The organism is Paenibacillus nasutitermitis, from assembly GCF_014641075.1.
Lineage (GTDB): Bacteria > Bacillota > Bacilli > Paenibacillales > Paenibacillaceae > Paenibacillus_Z > Paenibacillus_Z nasutitermitis.
Genome location: NZ_BMHP01000001.1, coordinates 783,501 through 807,344 on the forward strand (window position 1 = coordinate 783,501; position 23,844 = coordinate 807,344).

The window sequence follows — 23,844 nt, forward strand, 5'->3', positions numbered from 1 at the left end:
GGTCTGCAGAAGGAAATTATTTCAGACGGTTCCGCCAATTAGCGGGGCTGTCCCCATACATTTGCCTGAACAACCGGGTAAAATAATGGACGCTGTTGAAACCCGTTTGCTCTGCGATCAACCGAATCGGCATATCGCTTCCCGTGAGGAAGCTGGCTGCTGCTTTTATGCGTAAATTTTGCAAGTATTGCGTGGGGGTGCTTCCGGTGTATTCCCTGAATATGCGAATGGCGTACGAGGGATTCATATGCACCAGCTTGGCCAATATTTCGATGGTGACCGGCTCGCGATACCGCCACTCAAGGTACTCGGTCATAATAACAACAGCTTCCTCTGCTGTTTTCCTCTTCTTCGACGGGATGGTTGTCTCCATGGAATCCGACCGCCCGCAAAGCGACAAATGGGCCATAAGACTGACCATCTTGGCGACCTCATACTCGCATGCACGCTCAATCTCCCGGTCGCTCCCGGCTTTCCCCGACATGTACAGCTGATGGACGAATTCCATGGATTCAAAAATCTTCGCGGTAAATAAGCTGTTGGCATCCGGATCCTGAAACGCCTGAAGTTTGTTCCATCGATGGATGTCCAACTGAGGCGAATCCATGCCAGTCAGCAGGTCCTGGATATCGACGACAAGATAAAGATACGAAGCGGCTTCATCGCCGGCTGTGGTCAGGATGTGGGGGGTATTCGGTGGCACGATAAACAAGGCGGGCGCTTGCGCCAGACAGCTGTGAGCCGTCCAATGGAAGCGGACTGTACCAGAGGAGATGTATAGCAATTCGCAGCTGTCCGGATGAATCCCCCCTGATTCTCCTGTGCTGTCCGGATGGACCGAACCTGCACCGAATGAAACGATTCGCATTTGAGCCCACTCCTGCCAGTGTGATTTTGTGCAATAGATGCATGGAAATTCCCGGTTTCTTGCCGGACTATCCTGAAACTTTCAAACCTGAACTGCAATAATCCGTGCAAAGACGGCAGAACATCGTTATTGTACACTGGGTTCTAAGAAAGAATCAATGGGAGAAGGAGTGGAATCATTCGATGACAAATGCATGGAACGAAACGACCGGACTAAAGGAACTGGAGGATTCGGCACCGCTTTTAGGCGATCTTCCCGGTTTGCGGCTGCGTCTGCAGGAAAGCGGCTATTTGTTTTTTCGCGGCTTGTTCGAGCCGGAAGCTCTGCTGCGGATACGCGAGGATATGCTTCGGACCGCAAATAAACATGGCATTCTCAAGGAAGGAAAGGAGCTCATGGATGCCATTTATGCCGGCGGCGAGATCCCGACCTCTTATAAGTTCGAGGCGTCGCTTCTGTACCGGGACATGCTGGAGCAGGAACGCTTTAATGCGTTTGGAAGCCATCCCCTGCTTGCATTGCTTCTCGGCGGTCTGCTCAATGGACCGATACGGGAGCACCGCAGACGGATCGCCCGTATCACATTTCCGGGAAGCTTCGGCAACACCACGCCTATCCACCAGGACCATTATTATATACGGGGAGCAATGGATACGTACACATGCTGGATTCCTTGCGGGGATTGTCCGGCGGAGCTTGGCGGGCTTGCCGTTCTCGAAGGATCCCATAAGCTCGGTTTTCTTCCGCATGTGCCGATGAGCGGGACAGGCGGAAGAGGGATAGAAGAAACAGAAGCGATCCGTGACGGGAAATGGCTTTCCACGGATTACCGGTTGGGCGATTTGCTTCTATTTCACGGGCTAACCTTGCACAAGGCACTGCACAACATAACGCCGGACAAGCTGCGTCTTTCCCTTGAATACCGGCTGCAGCGCAGCGGGGACCCGATTGATGACGCTTCTCTTCGCTCCCACTACACAGCGGATTCCATCGGATAATAGGAACAAGGGAATGAAGAAACGTAATATGGTAAAAAAAGGGACTCTAAATCGGAGTTCCTGTTTGTTTTTTCTAATAGATGAAAGGAGAATCCCGTATGAGAATCGAAGCGCCTTTCCCAAAAGGGTCCATCCTGCTGAAGCTGATTGTTACCTTCAGTGTAGCGGTCGCACCTTTGTTCGCGCTGAGCCTCTTTCTCAACGAGCTTGGCAGACAAGAGGTGCAATCGCGTGTCTCCGATGCTGTCATGACCCGTATTCATTATGAACGGCTTTCATTCGAGCGGGAGCTGGAACGGATTGTCAATTTGCAGCAGCAGATGATCGATGACAGCAATTTGCTCGCCTTAAGCAGCCAGTTGGAGTTCGAATCCGATTACGAACGGGCGCGAACCATTAACCGTTTGTACGACAAGCTGATCATTATGCGCGATTCCAGTCCTTATATTGCTAAAACCAGTATCTATATGCCTTCAGCGGACCGGATCGTGACGACCGGCACGATAAAGGACAAGGCCACCGCAGAGCGGCAAATGGAGCAAATTTCGCTGGCTTCGTATAAAGGGGGATATCCGCTTACCGATTATGAAGGAAACACCTATATTTCGCTTGCTTATCCGATGCAATATGATGGTGCGCCGCCTTTGTTTATTCATACCATCGAGCTTTCCCGCGGAGCTCTCTCCGCTATGCTTGACCGGGTCTCGCAGGATGGTGGGACTGCGCTTTTTGGAGAAAATTTCCTTATCGGTCATGACGGCGAAGCCGGACTTCAGCTTGAAATCGGAAAAGGGCTTCGCGGCGAGCTGGCGGAGCAGGGAAGCTTTCGGTTGAAGAACGAAACAGATGGTCAGGATTACATGGCCTTTTATGAAAAATCAGGCTTAATGCATTTCACGCTGGCAACCTACGTTTCGGAGTCTGTCCTGCTGGGAGCCCTTCAATCTTACCGGATCTGGTTTTGGCTGCTTGTCGTGTGCTCGCTCATTATTGTGGTGCTTTTCTCCATTGGCATACGCAGAGTCATTCAGCGTCCATTGTCCTTGCTGGTCCACTGGTTCAAGAATGTCGAGGAAGGCAACTTCAATGTCGTTGTCCAGCAGAAGCGAACGGATGAATTCGGATATCTCTTTACCAAATTCGATGGCATGGTGCGCAAATTAAAACGTTTGATAGAAGAATTGTATGAGCAGAAAATCCGCTCGCAGAAATCAGAACTTAAACAGCTCCAGGCTCAGATTACGCCTCATTTTCTATACAACAGCTTCTTTATTCTGCAGCAGTTGATCAAGTCCCACGAGAATGACACCGCGGAGCTTGTAGCGAAAAATCTCGGAGACTACTTCGAATATATTACGCGCAATGGCAAGGAAGAAGCGGCGCTGGAATCGGAAATCAACCATATCCTTTCTTATATCGAAATCCAGTCTGTCCGTTTCTCGGACCGGATTGCCGCCGACATCAGCCCGCTCCCTGAGCGTTACCGGCACATACGGGTTCCCCGGCTGATTCTACAGCCGATTATCGAGAATGTGTACCAGCACGGACTCGGAGACAAGCTTTCGGATGGGCGGCTTGAAGTCGATTTTCCTGTCCGGCAGGAAGGCTTGTGCATCCGCATCAGCGATAACGGCTGCGGGATGGAAGAGGATAAGCTGAACAATCTGAGGAACCGGATGAATCACGAGGAGCTCGAAGGCGAGAGTACCGGACTTATGAATGTCAATCGCAGATTGCGTATCCGGTACGGGAAAGCCGGCGGTCTGACGCTGCATCCGGGACCCCGCGGCGGGTTGACCATTGAACTTCACATCCCATACAAAGAGGAGGAATAGCCTGTGCGCCGTATTCTGATTGTCGACGATGAACCGATTATTGTGAACAGTTTGTATCAGCTGCTGCAGGAAGGGGGCACGCGGGACATCGAGCTGTTTCGGGCGGGAAACGCCTTCCAGGCGCTGGAGAGGATGAATCGGACCCGCATCGATTTGATCATCACGGATGTGCGGATGCCAGGGCTGAGCGGCATCCAGCTGCAGGAGCGGATCATGAGCCGATGGCCGACCTGCAGAATTATTTTTCTGACCGGCTATAACGAATTTGAATATGCCCAGGCTGCTATCCGAAATGGCGGCGTTGTCGATTATTTGCTCAAAAACCAGAGTGAAGAGCTGCTTGTCACAGCAGTTGACCGGGCCTTGAATGAATTAGAGGACCAGGAACGATCGACCAGGCAAACCTTGCTGGAGCAGGACCGCCTTCGCGCAGCGCTGCCAGCCCTTCAGCAAAAACTGCTGACCGGGTTAATCGAAGGGCAGCAAGCTTCCCTTTCCGGGCTCAAGGAGGACTTCCAGCAGTGCGATATCCGGCTGTTCCCGGAACGGCCGGTAATGCTCGTTGTCGGTCGAATTGACAGCAAGGAATCGAAGGAAGCATCAGGCAGTCTCAGCGGACTTGCCCGAGATTGTCTGCATGTCGTGGAGCGGGAGTTATCCTCAGCTGCAACAGCCGTTTCGGTAGTATATGAGAACGATCGCCTGCTATGGATTCTTCAGCCGAGAATCTGGTTGTTTCCTGATACGGACGAGGAGGGAATCGCGGATGCGGCGCTTTCGCAGGATTGGTCCTATCTGCACAGCAGTATCGACAGTCTGACGGAAGCGGCGCAGGAGGCTTGTTCCACTATGCTTGGAGCAGCCGTATCATTTGCAATCGGCAGTAAAAGCTGCTCATGGGCGGAGATCGGTCCGCGCTATCATTATTTGAAGATGCTGCTGAGACAATCATCGGGCACGGGTACCGAATTGCTAATCCGCGAGAGCGGTATCCACCCGCCAGACGAACAGCCGCGCCTTCCTCGTGCCGCGTCAGGCCTGGCTGAGGGGATCGAGAAGCTGCAGCGTATGCTGGAGGAGGATCGGTATGAGGAATTTACAGACTATTACCGGCAATTGATGCTGCCTGCGGACAGCCGGATACCGGATGGCGAGCGCCAGTCTGAACTGTTCTATTCGCTCTCTTCCATGATGGTTTCGTTTGCGATTCGTTCAGGCGTCTTTCACGAGCTGGCGATGCGTACGGATATGGAGTCCATCACCCGAATCGACGCCCATGCTTCCTGGTCAGGCATTGTCGAGGCTTTTGACACCTATGCCGATTTGCTGCGCGAGAGCCGACAAGGCAGCCCGGATGACCGGACATCAAGGCTGGTGCGAAGCATCCGCCGTTATGTGGAGGAGAACATCGGCGGCGATTTATCCTTGACTGCACTTTCGGGACTTGTGCATCATAGTCCCACATATCTCTCGCGTCTCTATAAAAAAACAACCGGCGTCATGCTCTTCGAATATATTACAGAGCGCCGGATGGACAAAGCCAAGTCGCTGCTGGCAGACGACCGGCTGAAAATTCATGAGATTGCTTCGGCGGTCGGCTACGAATCAGCGGCACATTTTACCCGTGCTTTCAAGAAAATAATGGGACAGACTCCACAGCAGTACCGTAATCGATGCTGATTTTACAGACAAAGGGATGATCGGACACAAGAAGGCAACGAAGAGCAAAGAAAGGCAACAGATGCTCATAGTTCATCGTCATCAACGATTCTATAATGAGATTGTTGGTCATTACAGATCGTCAACAGGGGAGGAACAAGAAATGATGCGTTTACGAAATCAGATCGGATTGATCGTACTGCTTTGCTTGATGTTAGGGCTGACCGCATGCGGCGACAGCAATACGAAGAACAGCAGCAAGCAGACAAATGGTGCGGCTAATGCCCAGGAAAACGCGGCGGAGAAGGACGGCAAAGATGCCGAAGGCAGTGCAGCTCCGCTGAATACCGATCCGCTCGGCGCTTATGATCCGCCGGTGGAAATCACTGCCGTACGTTCCATGGCATCCACCATGAAATTCGAGAACGGGGATTCAATCGGAAGCAACGGCTGGACCAAGCTGTACGAGAAGGAGCTGGGCATCAAGCTTAAATACCTTTGGGTGACGGACAACAGCCAGTATGAGCAGAAGCTTAATGTCATGATGGCATCCGGTCAGCTCCCCGATATTCTCTCGGTTCCGGCTGTGCAGATGAAACAGATGTATGATGCCGGACTCCTGGAGGATATTTCCGGTGCTCTTGATACATACGGCTCAGAGCGGACGAAGGAGCTGTTGAACAAGGATGGCGGCGTCGCACTTGATTCCGCGACGTTTAAGGGGCAGCTTGTCGGACTGCCGATGAATCCGGGGTCGGTTGACTCGGCGCCGCTGCTGTGGGTACGGGCGGACTGGTTGAAGAAGCTGAATCTGGAAGAGCCCAAAACAATCGACGATGTGTATGTGGTTGCAGAAGCGTTCGTCAAAAACGATCCGGATGGCAATGGCAAAAACGACACGTATGGTCTTGGCGTAGCCAAGGAATTCTATGGCGCCTTTGCAGGTCTCGACGGTTTCTTCAACGGATTCCATACCTACCCGGGCATCTGGGTGGAAGACGCTTCCGGGGAGCTGGTATACGGCAGTGTCCAGCCGCAGATGAAAACAGCGCTGACCAAGCTGCAGGAAATGTACAAGAAGGGCGTTATCGATCAGGAGTTCGGGGTCAAGAACGGTGATCAGCTGATTCAGGACGTTAATGCCGGCAAAATGGGGATTTTCTACGGCGGGCACTACATGCCGCTGCTGTTCCAGGAGGGCAAGAACAACAATGCCGATATGGATCTTAGACCGATTCAGCTGCCATCCGCGGATGGCGAGATAGCCAAGCCGCAAACGACATTCAGCGTTCCGGAGTATTATGTGGTTCGTAAAGGAGCCGAACACCCGGAAGCAGTTGTCAAGCTGATGAATGCCTTTTATGAGCCATGGTCGCGGGATAAATACCCGGTGGCGGAAATTTCTCAGAACGGCGATGTAGAGAAGTGGCAGTATGCGCTGGTCAAAGGCTCCAATCCAACGCAAAATCTGGATAATTACAATAAAATCAAGTCAGCGCTGGACAAAAACGATGAGTCCGTTCTGGATCAGACGACAGGTCAGCCCTATATTTACGGTGAAATCAAAAAGCTGCAAAGCGGGGATAACTCGGGCTGGGGTTATGGCATGGTATTCGGACCAGGCGGTTCCCAATCGCTGCTGAATGCTTATAACGACAGCAAGGGATTCCAGCCGACAGCGTTCATCTCGGGACCGACCGAAGCCATGACCAAGAAACAGGCGACGCTTAGCAAGATGGAACTGGAGACGTTTACGAAAATCGTAATGGGTTCGGCTCCGGTTGATTCCTTCGACGAGTTTGTCGCCAGCTGGAAGAAGCTCGGAGGGGATGAAATCACGAATGAGGTCGCCAAATGGAAAGCCAGCAAATAACAAGGATGGGTTTGTCTGATTTGAAGGAGAGGGAAAAACGGGTTTGGCCGCATAACAGCGGCCTTGCGGTTATTCCCGGAAAGGACCGGTGCGAATGAAAAACAGGAATTTGCGGCTGGAATTCCCGCTGCATATGATGCTGATTCCGGGCGTCCTTCTCGTCTTTGTGTACTGCTATATCCCGATGGCCGGGATCGTCATTGCTTTCCAGCAGTTTGTGCCGGTCAAAGGAATTTTCGGCTCGGAGTGGACGGGTCTGGACAATTTCCGCTATGTGCTGGATATGCCGGATATAGGGCAGATTGTCTGGAACACCTTCTATATCTCCATCATGAAAATCGCGGCTGGTCTGATTGTACCGGTCACCGTCGCCCTGATGCTGAATGAGGTTGCCCGGACCTTCATCAAACGCGGCATTCAGACACTGATCTATTTGCCGCATTTTCTGTCCTGGATTATCCTGAGCGGGATCCTGATCGATATTCTCTCCCCATCGCAGGGGATTGTGAATCAGGCCTTGAAGGGACTGGGCTTTGACCCGATTTTTTTCCTCGGGAGCAACAACTGGTTTCCCTATGTACTGGTTTCCTCAGATGTGTGGAAGGAGTTCGGCTTCAGTACGATTGTGTTCCTCGCCGCGATTACAGGGATCAATCCGACGCTTTACGAGGCTGCGCGTATGGATGGAGCGGGCCACATGCGGCAGGCCTGGCATATCACCCTTCCGGGAATTGTGCCGATTATCGTATTGCTGGCCACCATGAGCCTCGGCAACGTGCTGAATGCCGGATTCGAGCAGGTCTATAATCTGTACAGCCCATCCGTTTACGAAAGCGGCGATATTCTCGATACGCTTATTTACCGGATTGGCATTATGGAGGCGCAGTTTGGAGTTGCAACCACGATCGGACTGGCCAAATCCTTTGTGTCCTTCATTCTGATCTCACTTTCTTATTATCTTGCGTACCGCCTTGTCAATTACCGTATTTTTTAAGGAAGGAGCCCGGGTCCATGCCAATACGTGAATCGTGGAGCAGGCGGATTTTCGTCTATGCCAATACCTTTCTCCTGCTGCTGCTATCCGCGATTTGTCTGTTCCCGCTTGTGCATGTGCTGGCGATTTCCTTCAGCTCCAGTACGGCGGCGGGGGCCGGACGTGTCACCTTGTGGCCAATAGATTTCACTTTTCAATCCTACCAATATATTATGCAGAAGCCGGAGTTCATCCAATCGTTCCTCATCACACTGGAACGGGTTGCGATGGGATTTACAATTAATCTTCTTCTTACGCTGCTCTGCGCCTATCCGCTGTCCAAGGAACGGGAGAGGTTTCGGTTTCGTACGGTGTATGCCTGGTATTTTGTATTCACCATCTTGTTCAGCGGCGGCCTTATTCCATGGTTCATCATCATCCGCGAAACCGGCCTGCTCGATTCGATCTGGGCGCTTGTCATTCCCGGGGCGGTGCCAGTCTTCAATGTGATTCTGATGCTGAATTTCTTCCGGGAACTGCCCAAAGAAATCGAGGAATCAGCGCTGATTGACGGCGCAGGCCATTGGCGTATTCTGAGCACGATCTACGTGCCGCTGTCCATGCCCTCTATTGCGACGGTATCCCTGTTTATTATCGTCGGCCATTGGAATGCCTGGTTCGACGGCTTGCTTCTGATGAGCTTTCCCGAACGTTACCCGCTGTCCACTTATTTGCAATTAATGGTCATCAACAGCAATCCGCTTGCTCTGAGCGGTGTCAGTCTGAGCGAGGTTTCCGAGATCTCGCAGCGGACGGCGCGTGCGGCACAAATTTTTCTGGGCGCGCTTCCTATTCTGCTTGTTTATCCTTTCCTGCAAAAGTATTTCGTCAAGGGCATTGTGCTCGGAAGCGTAAAATCTTAATGTAGGCAAGTCGTATGTCCTGCCACAGGCGATTGATCCATAGTTAAAAACTGTTGCATGATAAGCCCGGAAGCCTGTTCCTTCAGGCTTCCGGGATGTTTCATCAGGGCAAGGTAAAGGGAAGGGGATCAGTTTTCCGTTTTATGCGAGCGCCGGTATTCCCGCGGCGTCATGCCGGTATGCTTGCGGAACGTTTTGTTAAAGAAGCTGATGTCGTTGAATCCCGTTTCCAGCGCGACATCCAGAATCTTGGTGTCCGTATCGAGCAGGAGTGCCGAAGCATGGCGGATCTGTACCTCATGCTTGTAATCCATCAGGCTCTTGCCAGTGTTTTCCTTGAATTTGGCGGTGAACGAGGAAACGCTCATGCCGCAAATCCGGCTCAGCTGGATCAAGGTCAGCGGCTGCTTGTAATTCAGCTCTACAAAATTGCGGATCGACAGAATCCGCTCGCGGTCGCTGAGCACATGCCGCTGTGCGCTCCGGTTCTCCTGATGGTAGCGGCTGAGCCAGACCAGACATTCGATCCACCGCGTCTTGATAATCAGCTGCGAGCCGTCGCGCCCCTGCTCATATTCGTCGTAGATGGTCTGAAGATGGCTCTGGAACTGGAGCTTCTGGGCGGCCTGCAGCGGATGGTAAGGAATAAACGACTGGCTTTTCCGCAGAAACGGCATCAAATAGAAGAAATCGATGAAGGCGGGGATTTCCTGAAGCGCCTCCAGCTCTTTTTGCAGAAAAGCCGTGTCGAACAGCACATTATAAACAACGGTATCCTCATCGGCCGATCCCAAATAGCTGTGATACACATGCGGCTCCAGAATAAAAACATCCCCCGTAGCCAGCCTGTACTGGTGGCCGGCCATCTCATGAAAGGCGCTTCCCTCCACCACAAAAACCAGCTCGACGAAATCATGGGTGTGGGAGGGGATCGGCTGATTTCTGCTGATGACGGCACGGTCGATATAGAACGGAAACCGGCTGTCCCTGAAATAATCGTTTCCGGTATAGACGGTCATTTTATTCTCCTTTTGGCAGATCGCCTTAGTTTATTCGCTCATCCTCCAAGATTATGGTTCTATAATAGCTTAAATTAAGGGTAAGACAAATAACTTTCGAGCCAAAGGGAGACGAGCGCATGTTAAAAAAGAAAATCAAGCTGACAGAAGATCAAATTACATTTTACCAGGAAAATGGATTTGTTCAGATAGACAACATACTGTCGCGTAAAGAATTGAACGAGCTGCGCGGCCATTTGAACGAGGTCATGGGCCAAACGACCGGCAATTCCGTTCAGACGGACAAGAAGGAAGGCGCTTACTTCAAAGTATTGAATCAACGGGTAAACACCTGGCGCGATCATGGCGGGATGGCCCGCTTCATCCTGTCCGAGCGTTTCGCCGACGCAGCCAAGCAGCTGACCGGCGCTGACGGGATCCGGTTGTTCCATGACCATGCCCTGTTTAAAATGCCTCAGGATTCCAAACCGACCCCATGGCATCAGGATGCGCCTTACTGGCCGATGAGCGAGCAGACCGGCTTGTCGATCTGGATTGCGCTCGATGATGTGGATGAAAATAACGGCTGCATGATGTTTGTGCCCAAATCGCAGAAAATCAAAAATCTTAAATCGGTGGATCTGGTTACGCCGCATGATATTTTCGAAGATTCAGGAGCGCTCGGCGCTGACCGGAATACAGCAGCCATTGTGCGGATGAAGGCTGGAAGCTGCACCTTCCACAACGGACTTACATTCCATTATGCCCATTCGAATCAAACGGATCAGCCGCGGCGAGCGCTTGCGATTATTTTTATGGAAGATGGCACAACGTTCAGCGGAGCCCGTCATGTCTGTACGGATGGACAATCGCTGGAGAAGGGAGACCCGCTTGCGGGTGGATTGTTTCCAAAGCTTGCATAAGCGGATGCCGGCATAAATTCAACAATAAGCCCTTCTTCGTTTCTTTTGGACGAGGAAGGGTTTAATCGTGATGCGGCGGGCCTTCAGGAAAAATGAGAGCGCTAATCTTATATATTTTGAAGTAGTTTTATATTTCCTCGCTGGAGGAATTGTTCTATACTAGGGGCAAATCTATTAAGGCAGGTGTAAACGTATACATGACAAAGAAACTAAAATGGGGCGTTCTCGGGTGTGCCGGCATTGCGGTAGGTTCGGTTATTCCCGGCATCAAAAAATCAGAAACAGGCGAAGTGGCTGCGATTGCCAGCCGCAATCTGGATAAAGCGCAGGAAACAGCGGCCAAGCTGGATATCCCCACGGCTTATGGCAGTTACGAGGAATTATTAGCGGATGAGAATATCGACGCTATTTATATACCGCTTCCGAATCATCTTCATATGGAATGGGCAATCCGGGCGATGGAAGCCGGTAAGCCGGTTCTTTGCGAGAAGCCGATTGCGCTGAACGCCGGGGAAGCTCAGAAGATGGCTGATGCCGCCCGCAGCACGGGCGTCCATCTGGCAGAAGCTTTCATGTACCGGTATCATCCGCGTTATGAGCGGATCAAGGAAATTATCGACGCCGGCGAAATCGGCGAAATCCGGGGCATCCACGGTACGTTTACTTTCAACAATGCCGGGGACAAGTCCAATGTCCGCTACCGCCGGGAATGGGGCGGAGGCTCGCTGTATGATGTAGGCTGTTATCCCATCAGCGCCGCGCGCCTTATTCTGGGAGCGGAGCCGGAAGCGGCAACGGTGCATGCCCTGATTTCGCCCGAGCATGACAATGTTGACATGATGGCTTCCGGCATTCTTGAATTCCCGGGAAGCGTCGCCCTGACATTCGATTGCGGCATGTGGGCCGCATTCCGCAATACGCTGGAGATTCTGGGAACAGACGGCCGGATCGAAGTGCCCGCAGCTTTCGTCAATGAACCGCATTTCTTCGTTTATAACAAGGATGGCAAACGCGAAGAACAGCAGCCGGAGCTTAACCAGTATGCGCTGCAGGCGGATGATTTTGCCCGTGTCGTTTGGGGAGAGAAGCAAGCCCGCTTCACGCCTGACGATGCCGTCGCAAATATGAAGGTTCTCGACGCCTGTCTGGAGTCGGCTTATTCACGCAAGCGCGTACTTGTCTAAATATCAATTGCATATCTGACATAGGAGGAATATTCTAATATGAAGAAGATTAATTTGCCTGGCCTCAAGAAAGGCGTAACCCAGCTGATCATGGGTTCGGATTATTTTGCCCCGGAAGTTTATGACCTTGTCTGTACAAATCTCGATGCATTTGCCGCTATCGGAGGCAATACGATCGATACGGCTTACGGCTATTGCGGCGGCAAAAGCGAACAGGCCATCGGCATGTGGATCGAAGAGCGCGGCAACCGCGACCAGATCAACATCTGGACGAAAGGCGCGCATCCCAACAAGGATGGCCCGCGTGTGAACAAGGCGGCGATTCATGAAGAGCTGATGACCAGCCTTGAGCGTTTGCGCACCGACTACGTCGACTTATACGCACTGCACCGCGATGATCCGAATATTCCGGTCGGGCATATTATCGAGGCGCTGAACGAGCATGTGGAAGCCGGACGGATTCTGGCATTTGGCGGCTCCAACTGGACAACCGCCCGACTGGACGAAGCGAACCGCTATGCGGCCGAGCACGGCCTGCGCGGCTTTGATTTCAGCAGTCCGAATCTTAGCCTGGCGAAAGCGCAGGAAGCCTACTGGGCGGACTGCCTCAGCGTAGACGACGAAATGCTGGCCTGGCACGAGCGCGGCGGCATGCCTTTATTCTCCTGGTCTTCGCAGGCACGGGGCTTCTTTACGGGGCGGTTTACGCCGGAGGACCGTTCTGATGCCGATCTGGTCCGCGTATTCTATAATGATGACAACTGGAAACGTTATTACCGCGCAGAACAGCTCGGCAAGGAGAAAGGCTTGACCACGATTCAAATCGCGCTTGCTTATGTGCTGAATCAATCTTTCCCGACCGGGGCGATTATTGGTCCGCGCAATGAAGACGAGATGAATTCATGCCTGGAGGCTACGAAGATATCTCTGACACAGGAGGAAGTAAAGTGGCTGGATCTGCGAACGAATTAATCGAGCTTTGGCCGGAAGGCGCTCCTTACGCTGAAGGCCGTACGGATGAAGACCGCCCAGCCATTACCCCCTATCTGGTGGACGGCCAAGGGAAAGGCGCGGTGATCGTTGTTCCCGGAGGCGGATACTCCGGCAGAGCCGATCATGAAGGCGAGCCTATTGCTTTATGGCTGAATTCCATCGGTATATCGGCATTCGTGCTCCGCTACCGGGTGGCGCCTTACCGTTATCCGAGCGCTCTTACCGATGTACAGCGGGCGATCCGCTATGTACGGCATCGTTCGTCCGAGTGGGGCCTGGATACAGGAAAGATCGGCGTGCTTGGATTTTCCGCGGGGGGGCATCTCACGGCAACTGCCGGCACCCTGTTTGACCTGGGAGAAGCGGATGCGGAAGATCCTGTGCAGCGGCTGTCATGCCGGCCCGACCTGTTAGTATTATGTTATCCCGTAATCACGATGCAGCGGCCCTATACCCACGAAGGCTCCAGACAAAATTTGCTCGGGTCCGAGCCGGATGAGCAGCTGGTGCAGAAGCTGAGCGGCGAACAGCAGGTCACGGCGGATACACCGCCAACTTTCCTCTGGCATACTTCCGATGATGCCGGCGTTCCTGTTGAGAACTCGCTGGTGTTCGCTTCCGCTTTGAGCAAAGCGGGCGTCCCGTTTGATCTGCATGTTTATGAGCATGGAAGACATGGACTTGGACTTGCTGAAGAAGATGAACATGTTGCAACATGGACCACCGTTTGCGGTCTATGGCTCAAGCGTTACGAATTTCATAAATAAAGACTGTGTCCCTTTCCTGAATGATTCCGCGGCTGATTCCCGCCGCGGCCATACAGGAAGGGGATTTTCTGCCTGCGCCTAAAGGGAGTCATAACAAGTTTGGTTTAACCGGCATTCGGTATGGTTAATAAGAATGTACGTCTTTCGGGGGTGTGATTTCTTTTGAAGCCGCAACGGTTGCTGTTTAACTACATTCGGTCTAATTGGTACTTGTACGCGATTGCAGTCAGCTTCACGATGACTGGAAACGTCATTCAGTCGTTCTACCCCAAAGTAATCGGGGATTTTACAGACCAGCTTGAACTTGGAGATATTACCCGCACAGCCATTGTTGATTACAGCTTGCTCCTGCTCGCTGTCGGACTCAGCTTCGGCCTGCTGGCGGGAATGGGACAATATATGATAATGCGGCTGGGACGCCGCTTTGAATTTTATACACGGAACCGCTTGTTTGTTCACTTTATGACGCTCAGCGAAAACTATTATTCCAAGCATGGGGTCGGGAAATGGCTCAGCTACGTGATTAATGATGTGACGGCTGTCAGAGAATCGATCTCCGCGGGGATCAACCAGACAGCGAATGCCACGATGCTGATTATTTCGGCAGTTTTCATGATGCTGATCAACGATATCCCCTACTATCTGATTATTGCTTGTGTCCTGCCACTGCTGGTGATTCCGTGGATCGTAACCCGCTTCGGTCCGATCATCCGGGGGCGCTCGATGAAGGTACAGGAGTCGCTGGGCAAAATGACGGAGTCGGCGGAGGAACAGTTCGGCGGGATCCGCGTCACGAAGAAATTTGCGGTTGAGCCGATCATGATCGACCGTTTCGGCCAAACCGTGGACAATATCCGCGATAACCAGCTTCATCTGGTGCGTGTGTCCTCATTGTTCCAGGCGCTTATTCCTTTCCTGGGAGCGCTTTCGTTCATTGTAACCATCCTGTACGGCGGATATTTGACGATCCATAACACCATATCTCTGGGAAATTTCGTCGCGCTGACCCTGTACATCCGGATGATGGTCAACCCGCTGCAGCAGATCGGCAATGTGATCAATACGATGCAAAGGTCAAGAGCTTCGCTGACGCGTATCAACGATCTGCTGTCGGTGGAATCGGAGATTCAGGATTCGCTTGAAGCGAAGCCTGCCGATCTTAGCCATGCGGGAGTGGCGATCCGCCATCTCTCTTACACGTATCCCGGGGCTTCCAAGGAAACGCTGCATGATATCGATTTGACGGTGGAGCCGGGCAAGACGCTCGGGATTATCGGCAAGACCGGAAGCGGCAAAACGACTCTGATGAAGCTGCTGCTCCGCGTTTATGATTCCCCGGAAGGGACCATTCTTTTTGATGACAGGGACATTCACGAGCTGACGATTGAAAGCCTGCGCAGCCAGATTGCCTACGTGCCGCAGGATGGATTCCTGTTCAGTACGACCATTCGCGACAATATTGCATTCTTCCGCCGCGAATCGGGTTTTGAGCATGTGGAGAAAGCAGCAAGGCAGGCGCAGATCTACGACAGCATTGCAGCTTTTCCCGAACAGTTCGAGACCAAGCTCGGTGAAAGAGGCATTACGCTCTCGGGCGGCCAGCGCCAGCGCACAAGCCTGGCCAGAGGCATAATCAAAAACGCGCCGCTGCTTATCATGGATGACAGCGTAAGTGCTGTCGATGCGGTGACCGAGACGAGCATCGTCAATTCGATCCGCAAGGAACGCAAAAGCAAAACGACGATTCTGATTGCCCACCGGATCAGCGCAATCAAGCATGCGGATGAAATCGTCGTGTTAAACGAAGGGCGGATTGTTCAGCGCGGTACGCATAAAGACCTGCTGAAGCAGCAGGGCTTGTATGCGGAGCTGTACACCATTCAAGAGGAGGGAAGCCGACATGTCGACCATGTCCGTTAAGCGCGAGAGGCAGAAAGCTGACCGGGATAAAGCTCCGGTCGATATGAAGGGGAAAACGGGCTTTCGGGTGTTGTATGGTTATGTGAAACCGCACCGGCTTGCTTTCTCCCTGATGATCGTGTGCACGCTGCTGGCAATCGCTGCCGATCTGTTCCAGCCGTATCTGATGAAAATCGCAATCGATGACCATTTGATGGCAGGCAAAACCGACTACCGGACGCTGGTCATTATCGGCGGCATTTATTTTGCCCTCTCCATCGGCGGCCTACTGTTTACGTATTTGCAGAACAATTTGCTGCAATTTGCCGGCCAGAGCATCGTAGCCAGCATCCGCAAGGAGCTGTTCCAGCATATTTCCAAGCTGTCGATCCCATTCTTCGACCGTACGCCTGCCGGAAGTCTGATTACGCATGTATCGAGCGATACGGAAACGCTGAATCAGTTTTTCACTCAGGTTGTGCTCAGTGTGATCCGCGACGGGTTGACCTTGATTTTCATTCTGGTGCTGATGTGGCAGCTGGATGTCGAGCTTACGCTTTATTGTATGATTTTACTGCCGATCATCGCCCTGATTGCGATTTCCTTCCGTTCTTATATGAGAAAGACCTACCAGCTGTCCAGAGCCCAGCTGTCCCGGATGGTGGCTTTTGTAGCGGAAAATTTGGCTGGAATGGGCATCATCCAGGCTTTCCACCAGGAGAAGGAGCAAGGCAAGCAGTTTACGGGCAGGAATGAATCGTACCTGAAAGCGAATTTAAGAGAAATCCGCACCAATGTCCTGTTCAACCGGTCCTTCGATATTCTGGGCAATATGTCGATTGCGTTTGTGACATGGCTCGGGGGCATGGCGGTCTTTGATCATAAAATCGAATTCGGCGTGCTGTACGCGTTTATTACGTATATCCGCCAGTTTTTCCAACCGATCAATGCGATTACCCAGCAGTGGAATACGCTGCAATCGACATCGGTCGCCGTTAACCGGATCTGGACAATATTCTCCATCTCACCGGATGTGCAAGACAGCAAGAAACCGGTCGAAGTAGGTTTGCCGGATGTGAAAGGCGCCATCGACTTTAACCGTATCACCTTTGGCTATAAAGAAGATACGCCCGTTATCCGCGACCTGGATCTGCATATCGCACCAGGCGAAATGATCGGTATCGTCGGTACGACGGGCGCAGGAAAAAGCACGCTGATCAGTCTGCTCTGCCGGTTCTACGATACGCAGAAGGGAAGCGTCACGATTGACGGAACCGATATCCGCGAGCTCCCGCAGGAGAAGCTTCACCGGATCGTCGGCCTTGTCCAGCAGGAGCCGTATCTATATTCCGGAAGCATTGTGGACAATGTGCGGATGTTCGATGAATCGATTTCCAGGGAAGCGGTTATTGAGGCCTGCCGGTTCGTCGGCGCGGAGGAGTTGATCGCTCAGAAGAAAGACGGTTACGATACGCGCCTTTCCGAGCGGGGAAGCGGCTTATCCGCCGGCGAGCGTCAGCTGATCTCGTTCGCAAGGATCATCGTATTTAAGCCCAAGGTCCTCATTCTGGATGAAGCGACGGCGAACCTGGATTCGCAGACCGAGCAGCTGATCCAGTCGGCATTGGAGGCAGTGTCCGAGGGCCGTACGACGCTGGTCATCGCCCACCGGCTGTCCACCATCATGCAGGCGGACCGGATCCTGGTTATGCGCGAGGGACGGGTGGTGGAGGAAGGCACCCATGAACAGCTGCTCAGCCGCAAAGGATATTACGAGGAGCTTTACCTGCATTCGCAGGGAAGGCAGGTATCGGCAGCCAATTAACGGCCTCCAGAAATTTTGTTTTGTTGTCAGTGAACAAGAAGAGGTGCTGCCGATGACCTATCCTTCACAGAGAACCTTTATCCAACGGTTCTCTGTTGCCCTAACCGATACCGATACATATGGGGCCGGAATTGGGCAGGAGAGAACAATACTGCCTTCTCCGCCGGCGCCCTTTGTGGTAATCTTAGGGAGGCAAGAGCTTACCGATTCATTATTCATAATAAGGGAGCGATTAACCGAATATGAGCGAACCAACTGCATACAAAGGCAACTATCAAGGGGAAAAAGCCGTTTGGCTGAAGAACGGCAATTACGAGGCGGCGATTCTCCCGGAGATCGGCGCGAATCTGATCGCTTTCCGCGATAGCGCAAACGGTTATGCCTTTCTGCATGAACCCACGCAGGACGAGATGGAATCCTTCAAAGCCAGACCGTTTATTCATGGCATACCGGTCCTGTTTCCTCCCAACCGGTTCGAGGACGGGAAGTTTCCGTGGAATGGAAAGACGTATACGTTCCCAGTGAATGAAGAGAAGACGGGCAATCATCTGCATGGCTTCGTCCATAGCGAGACCTGGGCTGTAGAGGATTTCGGGCAGAGCGCGCAAGAGAGCTTCGTAACCGTAGCGCTTAAGGTGGACGAGCAGCATGCCGTATACCGGTTTCTGCCTCATCTGTTCACAATCAAGCTCAAGTATACGCTCAGCGCCGAAGGTCTCTCTCAGCATATCCTGATCCTCAATGACGGCGAGGATGTGATGCCTTGCCTGTTTGCTTTCCATACTTCGGTGAATGCCCCTTTCGCTCCTGGAAGCGAAGCGGCGGATTACCGGGTGAAGCTGACGATCGGCAACCGCTGGGAGCTCAATGAACGGATGCTGCCGACAGGCAAGTTCCAGCCGCTGACCGTGGATGAAGAGCAGCTGAAGGGCGAAGGCGTCTATCCGTTCTTCGCGGAGATGGACAATCATTATACGGCGGTGCCGCAGAACGGCCGCAACCGGATGGAGCTCACCGATACGAAGCTTGGCCGGACTTTGGTCTATGACGTGGGAACCTCCTACAAGCAGTGGATGATCTGGAACAACTTTGCCACTGAGGGTTTCTTCTGTCCGGAGCCGCAGGTCAGTCTGGTCAATGCGCCGCATGTCGAGCTTCCAGCAGATGAAATCGGTTTGTTTGGTTTGGCCTCGGGTGAAATCTGGGAAGAAACGGCGCGTTTGTATTTGAAATAGAGGAAATGGAATCAGGAGAATCCGCTTATCCAAGGGAGCAGACGGCATCAGCAGCCGTTAGCCGCGCCTTGCGATAAGCGGATTTTTTGCATGCGCATCTTCCGGTGCATTGAAGCTGGCCGACAATACAGTTGCAGGCTTGACCATACGGGTTGCCCGATGATATGATTCTAAAAATATATCTAAAACCAGACAAGGAGTGGAGAAGAGTGGCTCATTATTATTTAGAACCATCCCGGACTTTCAGCGAATTTCTATTAATCCCCAGTTTAACCACGAAGGACTGCACGCCGGCCAATGTGGAACTCAAAACGCCGATCACCAAATTTAAAAAAGGCGAACAGCCGGATATTTCCTTGAACATCCCGTTCACCTCTGCGGTTATGCAATCCGTATCCGACAATAATATGGCGATTGCCTTGGCCCGCTGCGGCGGCATTTCGTTTATTTACGGCTCCCAATCCGCTGAGGATCAGGCTGCGATGGTGCGGAAGGTGAAGGAGTACAAAGCCGGGTTCGTCGTGAGCCGGTCCAATTTGACCCCGGAAGCGACCCTTCAGGATGTACTGGATCTAAAAGAACGGAACGGCCATTCTACGGTCGCCATTACCGATGACGGCACACCAAACGGAAAACTGCTCGGTATCGTCACCAGCAGGGATTACCGGATGAGCCGCGATCCCCTCGACAAACGCATTAAAGACTTTATGACCCCCTTCTCCTCGCTTATATACGGCGATTCCAAAATCACCCTATCCGAAGCCAATGATTTGATTTGGCAGCATAAGCTGAATTGTCTGCCGATTGTGGACGAAGAGCAGAAGCTGCATTATCTGGTATTCCGCAAGGATTATGACGCGCATAAAGGCAATCCGCTAGCGCTTCTGGATGCCAACAAAAGCTATATTGTCGGGGCAGGAATTAACTCCAGGGATTATGAGGAAAGAGTGCCGGCGCTGGTTGAAGCGGGAGTCGATGTGCTGGTCATCGACGCTTCGGACGGGTACAGCGAATGGCAGCAGGAGACCTTGAAATACGTCAAATCCAACTTCAACGTCAAGATCGGCGCAGGCAATGTCGTGGACCGCGAAGGGTTCCTGTATCTTGTAGAATCGGGTGCGGACTTCGTCAAGGTCGGGATCGGCGGCGGGTCCATCTGTATTACGCGGGAACAAATAGGGATCGGCAGAGGACAAGCTTCGGCGCTGATCGAGGTTGCCAAAGCCAGGGAAGAATATTACGAACAGACAGGAATCTATGTCCCCATCTGTTCGGATGGCGGCATCGTGCACGATTATCACATCACGCTGGCTCTGGCTATGGGCGCGGATTTCGTCATGATGGGCAGATATTTTGCTCGCTTTGATGAGAGTCCGACCAAGAAGCTGAAGGTCGGCAATAACTTTGTCAAAGAGTTCTGGGGGGAAGGCTCGAACCGGGCGCGGAATTGGCAGCGTTACGATACCGGGGGCAAACAGAGTCTTGTCTTCGAGGAAGGCGTGGACTCCTATGTGCCTTATGCGGGCAGTCTGCAGGAGAATCTGGATAAAACGATCAGCAAAATCAAATCGACCATGTCCCACTGCGGGACAAAATCGATTGAAGATTTACAGAACAATGCCAGAATTACAATTGTTTCCGCAACCAGTCTCGTAGAGGGCGGCGCGCATGACGTTATTATGAAGGAAAGCACCTTGTCCGGGGAATAAGGGGCAAAAGAAACGAATAGAAGCTGCCGGCATTCATATAGGAATGCCGGCAGCTTTTTGCTGTTCAATCCGATGACAGCCGCCGCGTGTTGGAGCATGGATGGTGTACTTTAGCGTGCAGCTAAGTTTCTTCTTCGGATATCGGACGGCGTGCTGTCCTTGATCTTCTTGAACACCCGGCCAAAATAGGTCATGTTGGAAAACCCGACCTTATCGGCAATTTCAGTCACGGAAGCGTCAGTGTCTAGCAGAAGCCGCTCAGCTTCCTGGACCCGCAGCAGATGGAGATATTCGATGAGCGTCTTGCCCGTCACCTGCTTGAACACCTTGCAGAAGTAGTTCGGGCTGAGGTTGACCATCCGGGCAGCCTCATCAACACTGATCGGTTCATTGTACCGCTCGCGAAGTGTCTGGAGCAGGCCCGAGAAGTCCGGGGCATTCGCGAGGCGAGGTGCTTTCAGTCCTTCAAATTGCTGCGCATAGCGAAAATATTGCCCGAAAATCCGCAGCAGTTCGGCTTTTACCAGGAGCTCATAACCTGGCTGCTTACCCTTGAACTCGTCAACCAGCCTGGCGAAGGATTCGTTCATGCTCTGCATGAGCGGATCGGTCCTGCGGATCATTCCCGGCCATTTCAGGTGCTGGTTCAGATATGGCAGAAAATAATGATGCTCGGTAATATCCAGTCCGCTGCCCCGGACCAAAGCTTCGTTGAACACAATGCAGATCATCTCGGTTCCGGGTTCCAGATCAACCGCGCTGTGGAGCTGCCTGGAATTGACAAAAGCCAGCTCTCCCTGCTGCAGCGTTTCGAAATCGGCATCGATCTGAATGCGGGCTCTGCCTTCCTTGACGAAAATCCACTCGATATGGTCATGCCAATGCAAGCCGATCCGACTGACAAAAAAAACATTGATCGGAAAGGTCTGATCGGGAATCCAGGTATGCTCTTTATGGGGACTGACCGTCATTTGCGGATGTCTCCTTCATATGAAAGTGCGAATAAACAAGAACCATACAATTTTCTTATTATAATCGGTATTTTCGAAGCTGTCGACGTTGAAAGGGGTTAAAGATCATAAGATTGTATGAATGAAACACAATTTCATTCATAGCCTGATCGCTATCTGTCCGGTAAGATAAGGACAGATCACGGGTGTGAAACCTTAGGAGGGCATAATGAAACAAATTCGGATCGGTACACTTGTCGGCGGTGGAGATGCGGTGCGCGTTCTTCCGCAAATTATTCCCCATTGCTTTGAATCCTTCTCGCTCACCTTCTGGCAGACAACGCAGGGCGTGGATTTGAAGGAGCTTTCCAAGCGGATAAAAGAACTGACGGCAGAGCATGATATTGTTATCTCAAGTCTGGGTATATTTGGAAATGTCCTCACAGGAGCGGGAGATAATCAGGATACATTAGCGAGCTGGGAACGGCTCATCGACCATGCCGGGGACTTCGGCACGGATCTGGTCGCCGGCTTTACCGGGCGGATGCCGGGCTCCATCGATGAATCGCTGCCGCGCTTCGGCGAGGTGTTCGGCGAGCTTGCGCGCCGTGCGGAAGCCAAAGGCGTGAAGCTGGCATTCGAGAACTGCGATATGGGCGGTACCTGGCAAAGCGGGGACTGGAATATTGCGCATAATCCAACGGCCTGGGAAATGATGTTTAATGCCGTTCCGGCAGCCAATATCGGCCTGCAATGGGAGCCATGCCACCAAATGGTCAGCCTGATCGATCCCATTCCGCAGCTTCGCAAGTGGGTGGACAAGATTTTTAACGTTCATGGCAAGGATGCGACGATTGCCTGGGATATTGTGCGTGAATACGGCATCCATGGACCGAAGGAATTTGTCTGGCACCGGACACCGGGCTTCGGCGATACCAACTGGACGGACATTATCACGATTTTACGTCAAGCCGGCTATGAAGGAAGTATCGATATCGAAGGCTGGCATGACCCGGTCTACCGCGATGAGCTGGAGATGACGGGCCAGGTGCACGGGCTCAACTACCTGAAAAGATGCCGGGGCGGCGATTTTGTTCCTAATCCGGTTTAATTTTGAATAGCAGACGGGCTTGAATGAGACTATTAGAGTGAGAGGGTGTTTGGATTGTCACAGCATAAAATAGTCGTAGCAGGCTGCGGCGGTATGTCCAATACGTGGCTGGATTACGTAGGTCAGCGGGAGAATGCTGAAATTGTCGGCCTTGTCGATATCTTTGAAGACAGCGCGAAGAAAATGGCGGAGAAACGCGGGCTCGATGTACCGACGTTTACCGAGTTGTCCCAGGCCTTGGCGGCAACGGATGCCAATCTTGTGTTCGATGTGACCATTCCGGCCAGCCATAAACAGATCGTCACCACTGCGATGGAAGCGGGCTGTAATGTGTTTGGCGAGAAGCCGATGGCGGAATCCTATGCGGATGCCGAAGAAATCGTCCGCACCAGCACGCAGACGGGCAAACGTTATGCGGTGATGCAGAACCGCCGCTATCTGAAGCAGATTCGTTCGTTCCGAGATCTGGTCGGTTCCGGCGCTATCGGACAAATCGGCTCAATCCATGCGGATTTCTTTCTGGGACCGCATTTCGGAGGCTTCCGGGATGCCATGGACAGTCCACTCATTATTGATATGGCGATCCATACCTTCGACCAGGCACGTTTCATCATTGGCGCTGATCCGGTATCGGTGTACTGCCATGAATACAATCCCCCGGGATCCTGGTACAAAGGAAACGCGTCGGCTATCTGTATTTTCGAGATGAGCGACGGTTCCGTATTCAGCTACCGCGGCTCGTGGTGTGCGGAGGGACTGAGCACGTCGTGGGAGGCTGATTGGCGGGTGACCGGCAGTAAAGGATCGGCCAAATGGGATGGCGCAAGTCTGCCGATCGCCGAGGCTGTTGATACCAGCAAAGGACCGGAATTCATTCTGCCGATGCAGCAAATCGACGCCGCTGATACGTGGGAAGGACGCGAAGGACACTGGGGCTGTCTCGACGAAATGTTCCATGCCCTGGAGCAGGGCCGCCCTGCGGAGACGGACTGTCTGGATAACATCAAGAGCGTCGCAATGGTATTCGGGGCTGTTGAGAGTGCACGGACAGGGAAGAAGGTACAGCTGTAAGTCAACATATTCTGAAGCCATGCGAGCGAAATCGGCGCATGGCTTTCATT

19 protein-coding genes are annotated in these 23,844 nt (G+C 52.5%); 16 read left to right on the forward strand and 3 right to left on the reverse strand.

Annotated features, from left to right (window positions below; all coding sequences use genetic code 11):
* Positions 1 to 16: 16 nt before the first annotated feature.
* Positions 17 to 868, reverse strand: a complete 852-nt coding sequence (locus tag IEY46_RS03180; RefSeq protein WP_188989049.1) for an AraC family transcriptional regulator — start codon at positions 866 to 868, stop codon at positions 17 to 19.
* Positions 869 to 1,050: 182 nt separating this feature from the next.
* Between IEY46_RS03180 and IEY46_RS03185 the strand changes: the two genes are divergently transcribed.
* The 6 genes from IEY46_RS03185 (at position 1,051) to IEY46_RS03210 (ending at position 9,129) form a co-directional block, all read left to right on the forward strand.
* Positions 1,051 to 1,866 (forward strand): phytanoyl-CoA dioxygenase family protein, encoded by an 816-nt coding sequence (locus tag IEY46_RS03185; RefSeq protein ID WP_188989051.1) that lies wholly within the window; start codon positions 1,051 to 1,053, stop codon positions 1,864 to 1,866.
* 98 nt (positions 1,867 to 1,964) lie between these two features.
* Positions 1,965 to 3,701, forward strand: coding sequence for a sensor histidine kinase (locus IEY46_RS03190; protein WP_188989053.1), 1,737 nt, complete (start codon positions 1,965 to 1,967; stop codon positions 3,699 to 3,701).
* 3 nt (positions 3,702 to 3,704) lie between these two features.
* Entirely contained in the window at positions 3,705 to 5,381 is a 1,677-nt protein-coding gene (locus tag IEY46_RS03195; RefSeq protein WP_188989055.1) for a response regulator, read from the forward strand.
* A 142-nt stretch (positions 5,382 to 5,523) separates the two neighbouring features.
* Positions 5,524 to 7,233 carry an extracellular solute-binding protein gene (locus IEY46_RS03200; protein WP_188989057.1) on the forward strand — a complete coding sequence of 570 codons (1,710 nt, stop codon included), beginning with the start codon at positions 5,524 to 5,526 and terminating at the stop codon, positions 7,231 to 7,233.
* Positions 7,234 to 7,327: 94 nt separating this feature from the next.
* Positions 7,328 to 8,227 (forward strand): ABC transporter permease, encoded by a 900-nt coding sequence (locus tag IEY46_RS03205; RefSeq protein ID WP_188989059.1) that lies wholly within the window; start codon positions 7,328 to 7,330, stop codon positions 8,225 to 8,227.
* 17 nt (positions 8,228 to 8,244) lie between these two features.
* Positions 8,245 to 9,129 (forward strand): carbohydrate ABC transporter permease, encoded by an 885-nt coding sequence (locus IEY46_RS03210; RefSeq protein WP_188989061.1) that lies wholly within the window; start codon positions 8,245 to 8,247, stop codon positions 9,127 to 9,129.
* A 128-nt stretch (positions 9,130 to 9,257) separates the two neighbouring features.
* Here the strand turns inward: IEY46_RS03210 and IEY46_RS03215 are convergent, their stop codons facing one another.
* Positions 9,258 to 10,148: an AraC family transcriptional regulator gene (locus IEY46_RS03215; RefSeq protein WP_188989063.1), complete on the reverse strand. Its 891-nt coding sequence runs from the start codon at positions 10,146 to 10,148 to the stop codon at positions 9,258 to 9,260.
* A gap of 119 nt (positions 10,149 to 10,267) precedes the next feature.
* On the opposite strand from IEY46_RS03215, the gene IEY46_RS03220 reads away from it, so the two are divergent.
* The 8 genes from IEY46_RS03220 to IEY46_RS03255 all read left to right on the forward strand — a co-directional run bounded on the left by IEY46_RS03220 (position 10,268) and on the right by IEY46_RS03255 (position 20,662).
* A complete protein-coding gene (locus tag IEY46_RS03220; RefSeq protein ID WP_188989065.1) occupies positions 10,268 to 11,050 on the forward strand; it encodes a phytanoyl-CoA dioxygenase family protein in 783 nt (260 codons plus the stop codon).
* A 197-nt stretch (positions 11,051 to 11,247) separates the two neighbouring features.
* Positions 11,248 to 12,234 (forward strand): Gfo/Idh/MocA family protein, encoded by a 987-nt coding sequence (locus IEY46_RS03225; RefSeq protein WP_188989067.1) that lies wholly within the window; start codon positions 11,248 to 11,250, stop codon positions 12,232 to 12,234.
* A 39-nt stretch (positions 12,235 to 12,273) separates the two neighbouring features.
* A complete protein-coding gene (locus IEY46_RS03230; RefSeq protein ID WP_188989069.1) occupies positions 12,274 to 13,206 on the forward strand; it encodes an aldo/keto reductase in 933 nt (310 codons plus the stop codon).
* The gene (locus IEY46_RS03235; RefSeq protein ID WP_229750035.1) at positions 13,182 to 13,994 is read left to right on the forward strand and encodes an alpha/beta hydrolase; all 813 of its coding nucleotides are present in this window, start codon (positions 13,182 to 13,184) and stop codon (positions 13,992 to 13,994) included. Before IEY46_RS03230 ends, IEY46_RS03235 begins: the two co-directional genes overlap by 25 nt.
* 162 nt (positions 13,995 to 14,156) lie before the next feature.
* On the forward strand, positions 14,157 to 15,914 hold the full coding sequence (locus tag IEY46_RS03240; RefSeq protein WP_188989073.1) for an ABC transporter ATP-binding protein: 1,758 nt from the start codon (positions 14,157 to 14,159) through the stop codon (positions 15,912 to 15,914).
* Positions 15,904 to 17,718 (forward strand): ABC transporter ATP-binding protein, encoded by a 1,815-nt coding sequence (locus IEY46_RS03245; protein ID WP_373288782.1) that lies wholly within the window; start codon positions 15,904 to 15,906, stop codon positions 17,716 to 17,718. Before IEY46_RS03240 ends, IEY46_RS03245 begins: the two co-directional genes overlap by 11 nt.
* A 242-nt stretch (positions 17,719 to 17,960) precedes the next feature.
* A complete protein-coding gene (locus IEY46_RS03250; protein ID WP_188989076.1) occupies positions 17,961 to 18,953 on the forward strand; it encodes an aldose 1-epimerase in 993 nt (330 codons plus the stop codon).
* A gap of 209 nt (positions 18,954 to 19,162) precedes the next feature.
* Positions 19,163 to 20,662: an IMP dehydrogenase gene (locus IEY46_RS03255; RefSeq protein ID WP_188989078.1), complete on the forward strand. Its 1,500-nt coding sequence runs from the start codon at positions 19,163 to 19,165 to the stop codon at positions 20,660 to 20,662.
* 110 nt (positions 20,663 to 20,772) lie between these two features.
* Here IEY46_RS03255 and IEY46_RS03260 read toward each other — a convergent pair whose 3' ends face one another.
* Positions 20,773 to 21,633, reverse strand: coding sequence for a helix-turn-helix domain-containing protein (locus IEY46_RS03260; protein WP_188989080.1), 861 nt, complete (start codon positions 21,631 to 21,633; stop codon positions 20,773 to 20,775).
* Positions 21,634 to 21,841: 208 nt separating this feature from the next.
* On the opposite strand from IEY46_RS03260, the gene IEY46_RS03265 reads away from it, so the two are divergent.
* Both IEY46_RS03265 and IEY46_RS03270 read left to right on the forward strand, forming a co-directional pair.
* Positions 21,842 to 22,723: a sugar phosphate isomerase/epimerase family protein gene (locus IEY46_RS03265; RefSeq protein WP_188989082.1), complete on the forward strand. Its 882-nt coding sequence runs from the start codon at positions 21,842 to 21,844 to the stop codon at positions 22,721 to 22,723.
* A 54-nt stretch (positions 22,724 to 22,777) separates the two neighbouring features.
* Complete coding sequence (locus tag IEY46_RS03270) at positions 22,778 to 23,794, forward strand: Gfo/Idh/MocA family protein (protein WP_188989084.1); 1,017 nt, start codon at positions 22,778 to 22,780, stop codon at positions 23,792 to 23,794.
* The last annotated feature ends 50 nt before the right edge of the window (positions 23,795 to 23,844 follow it).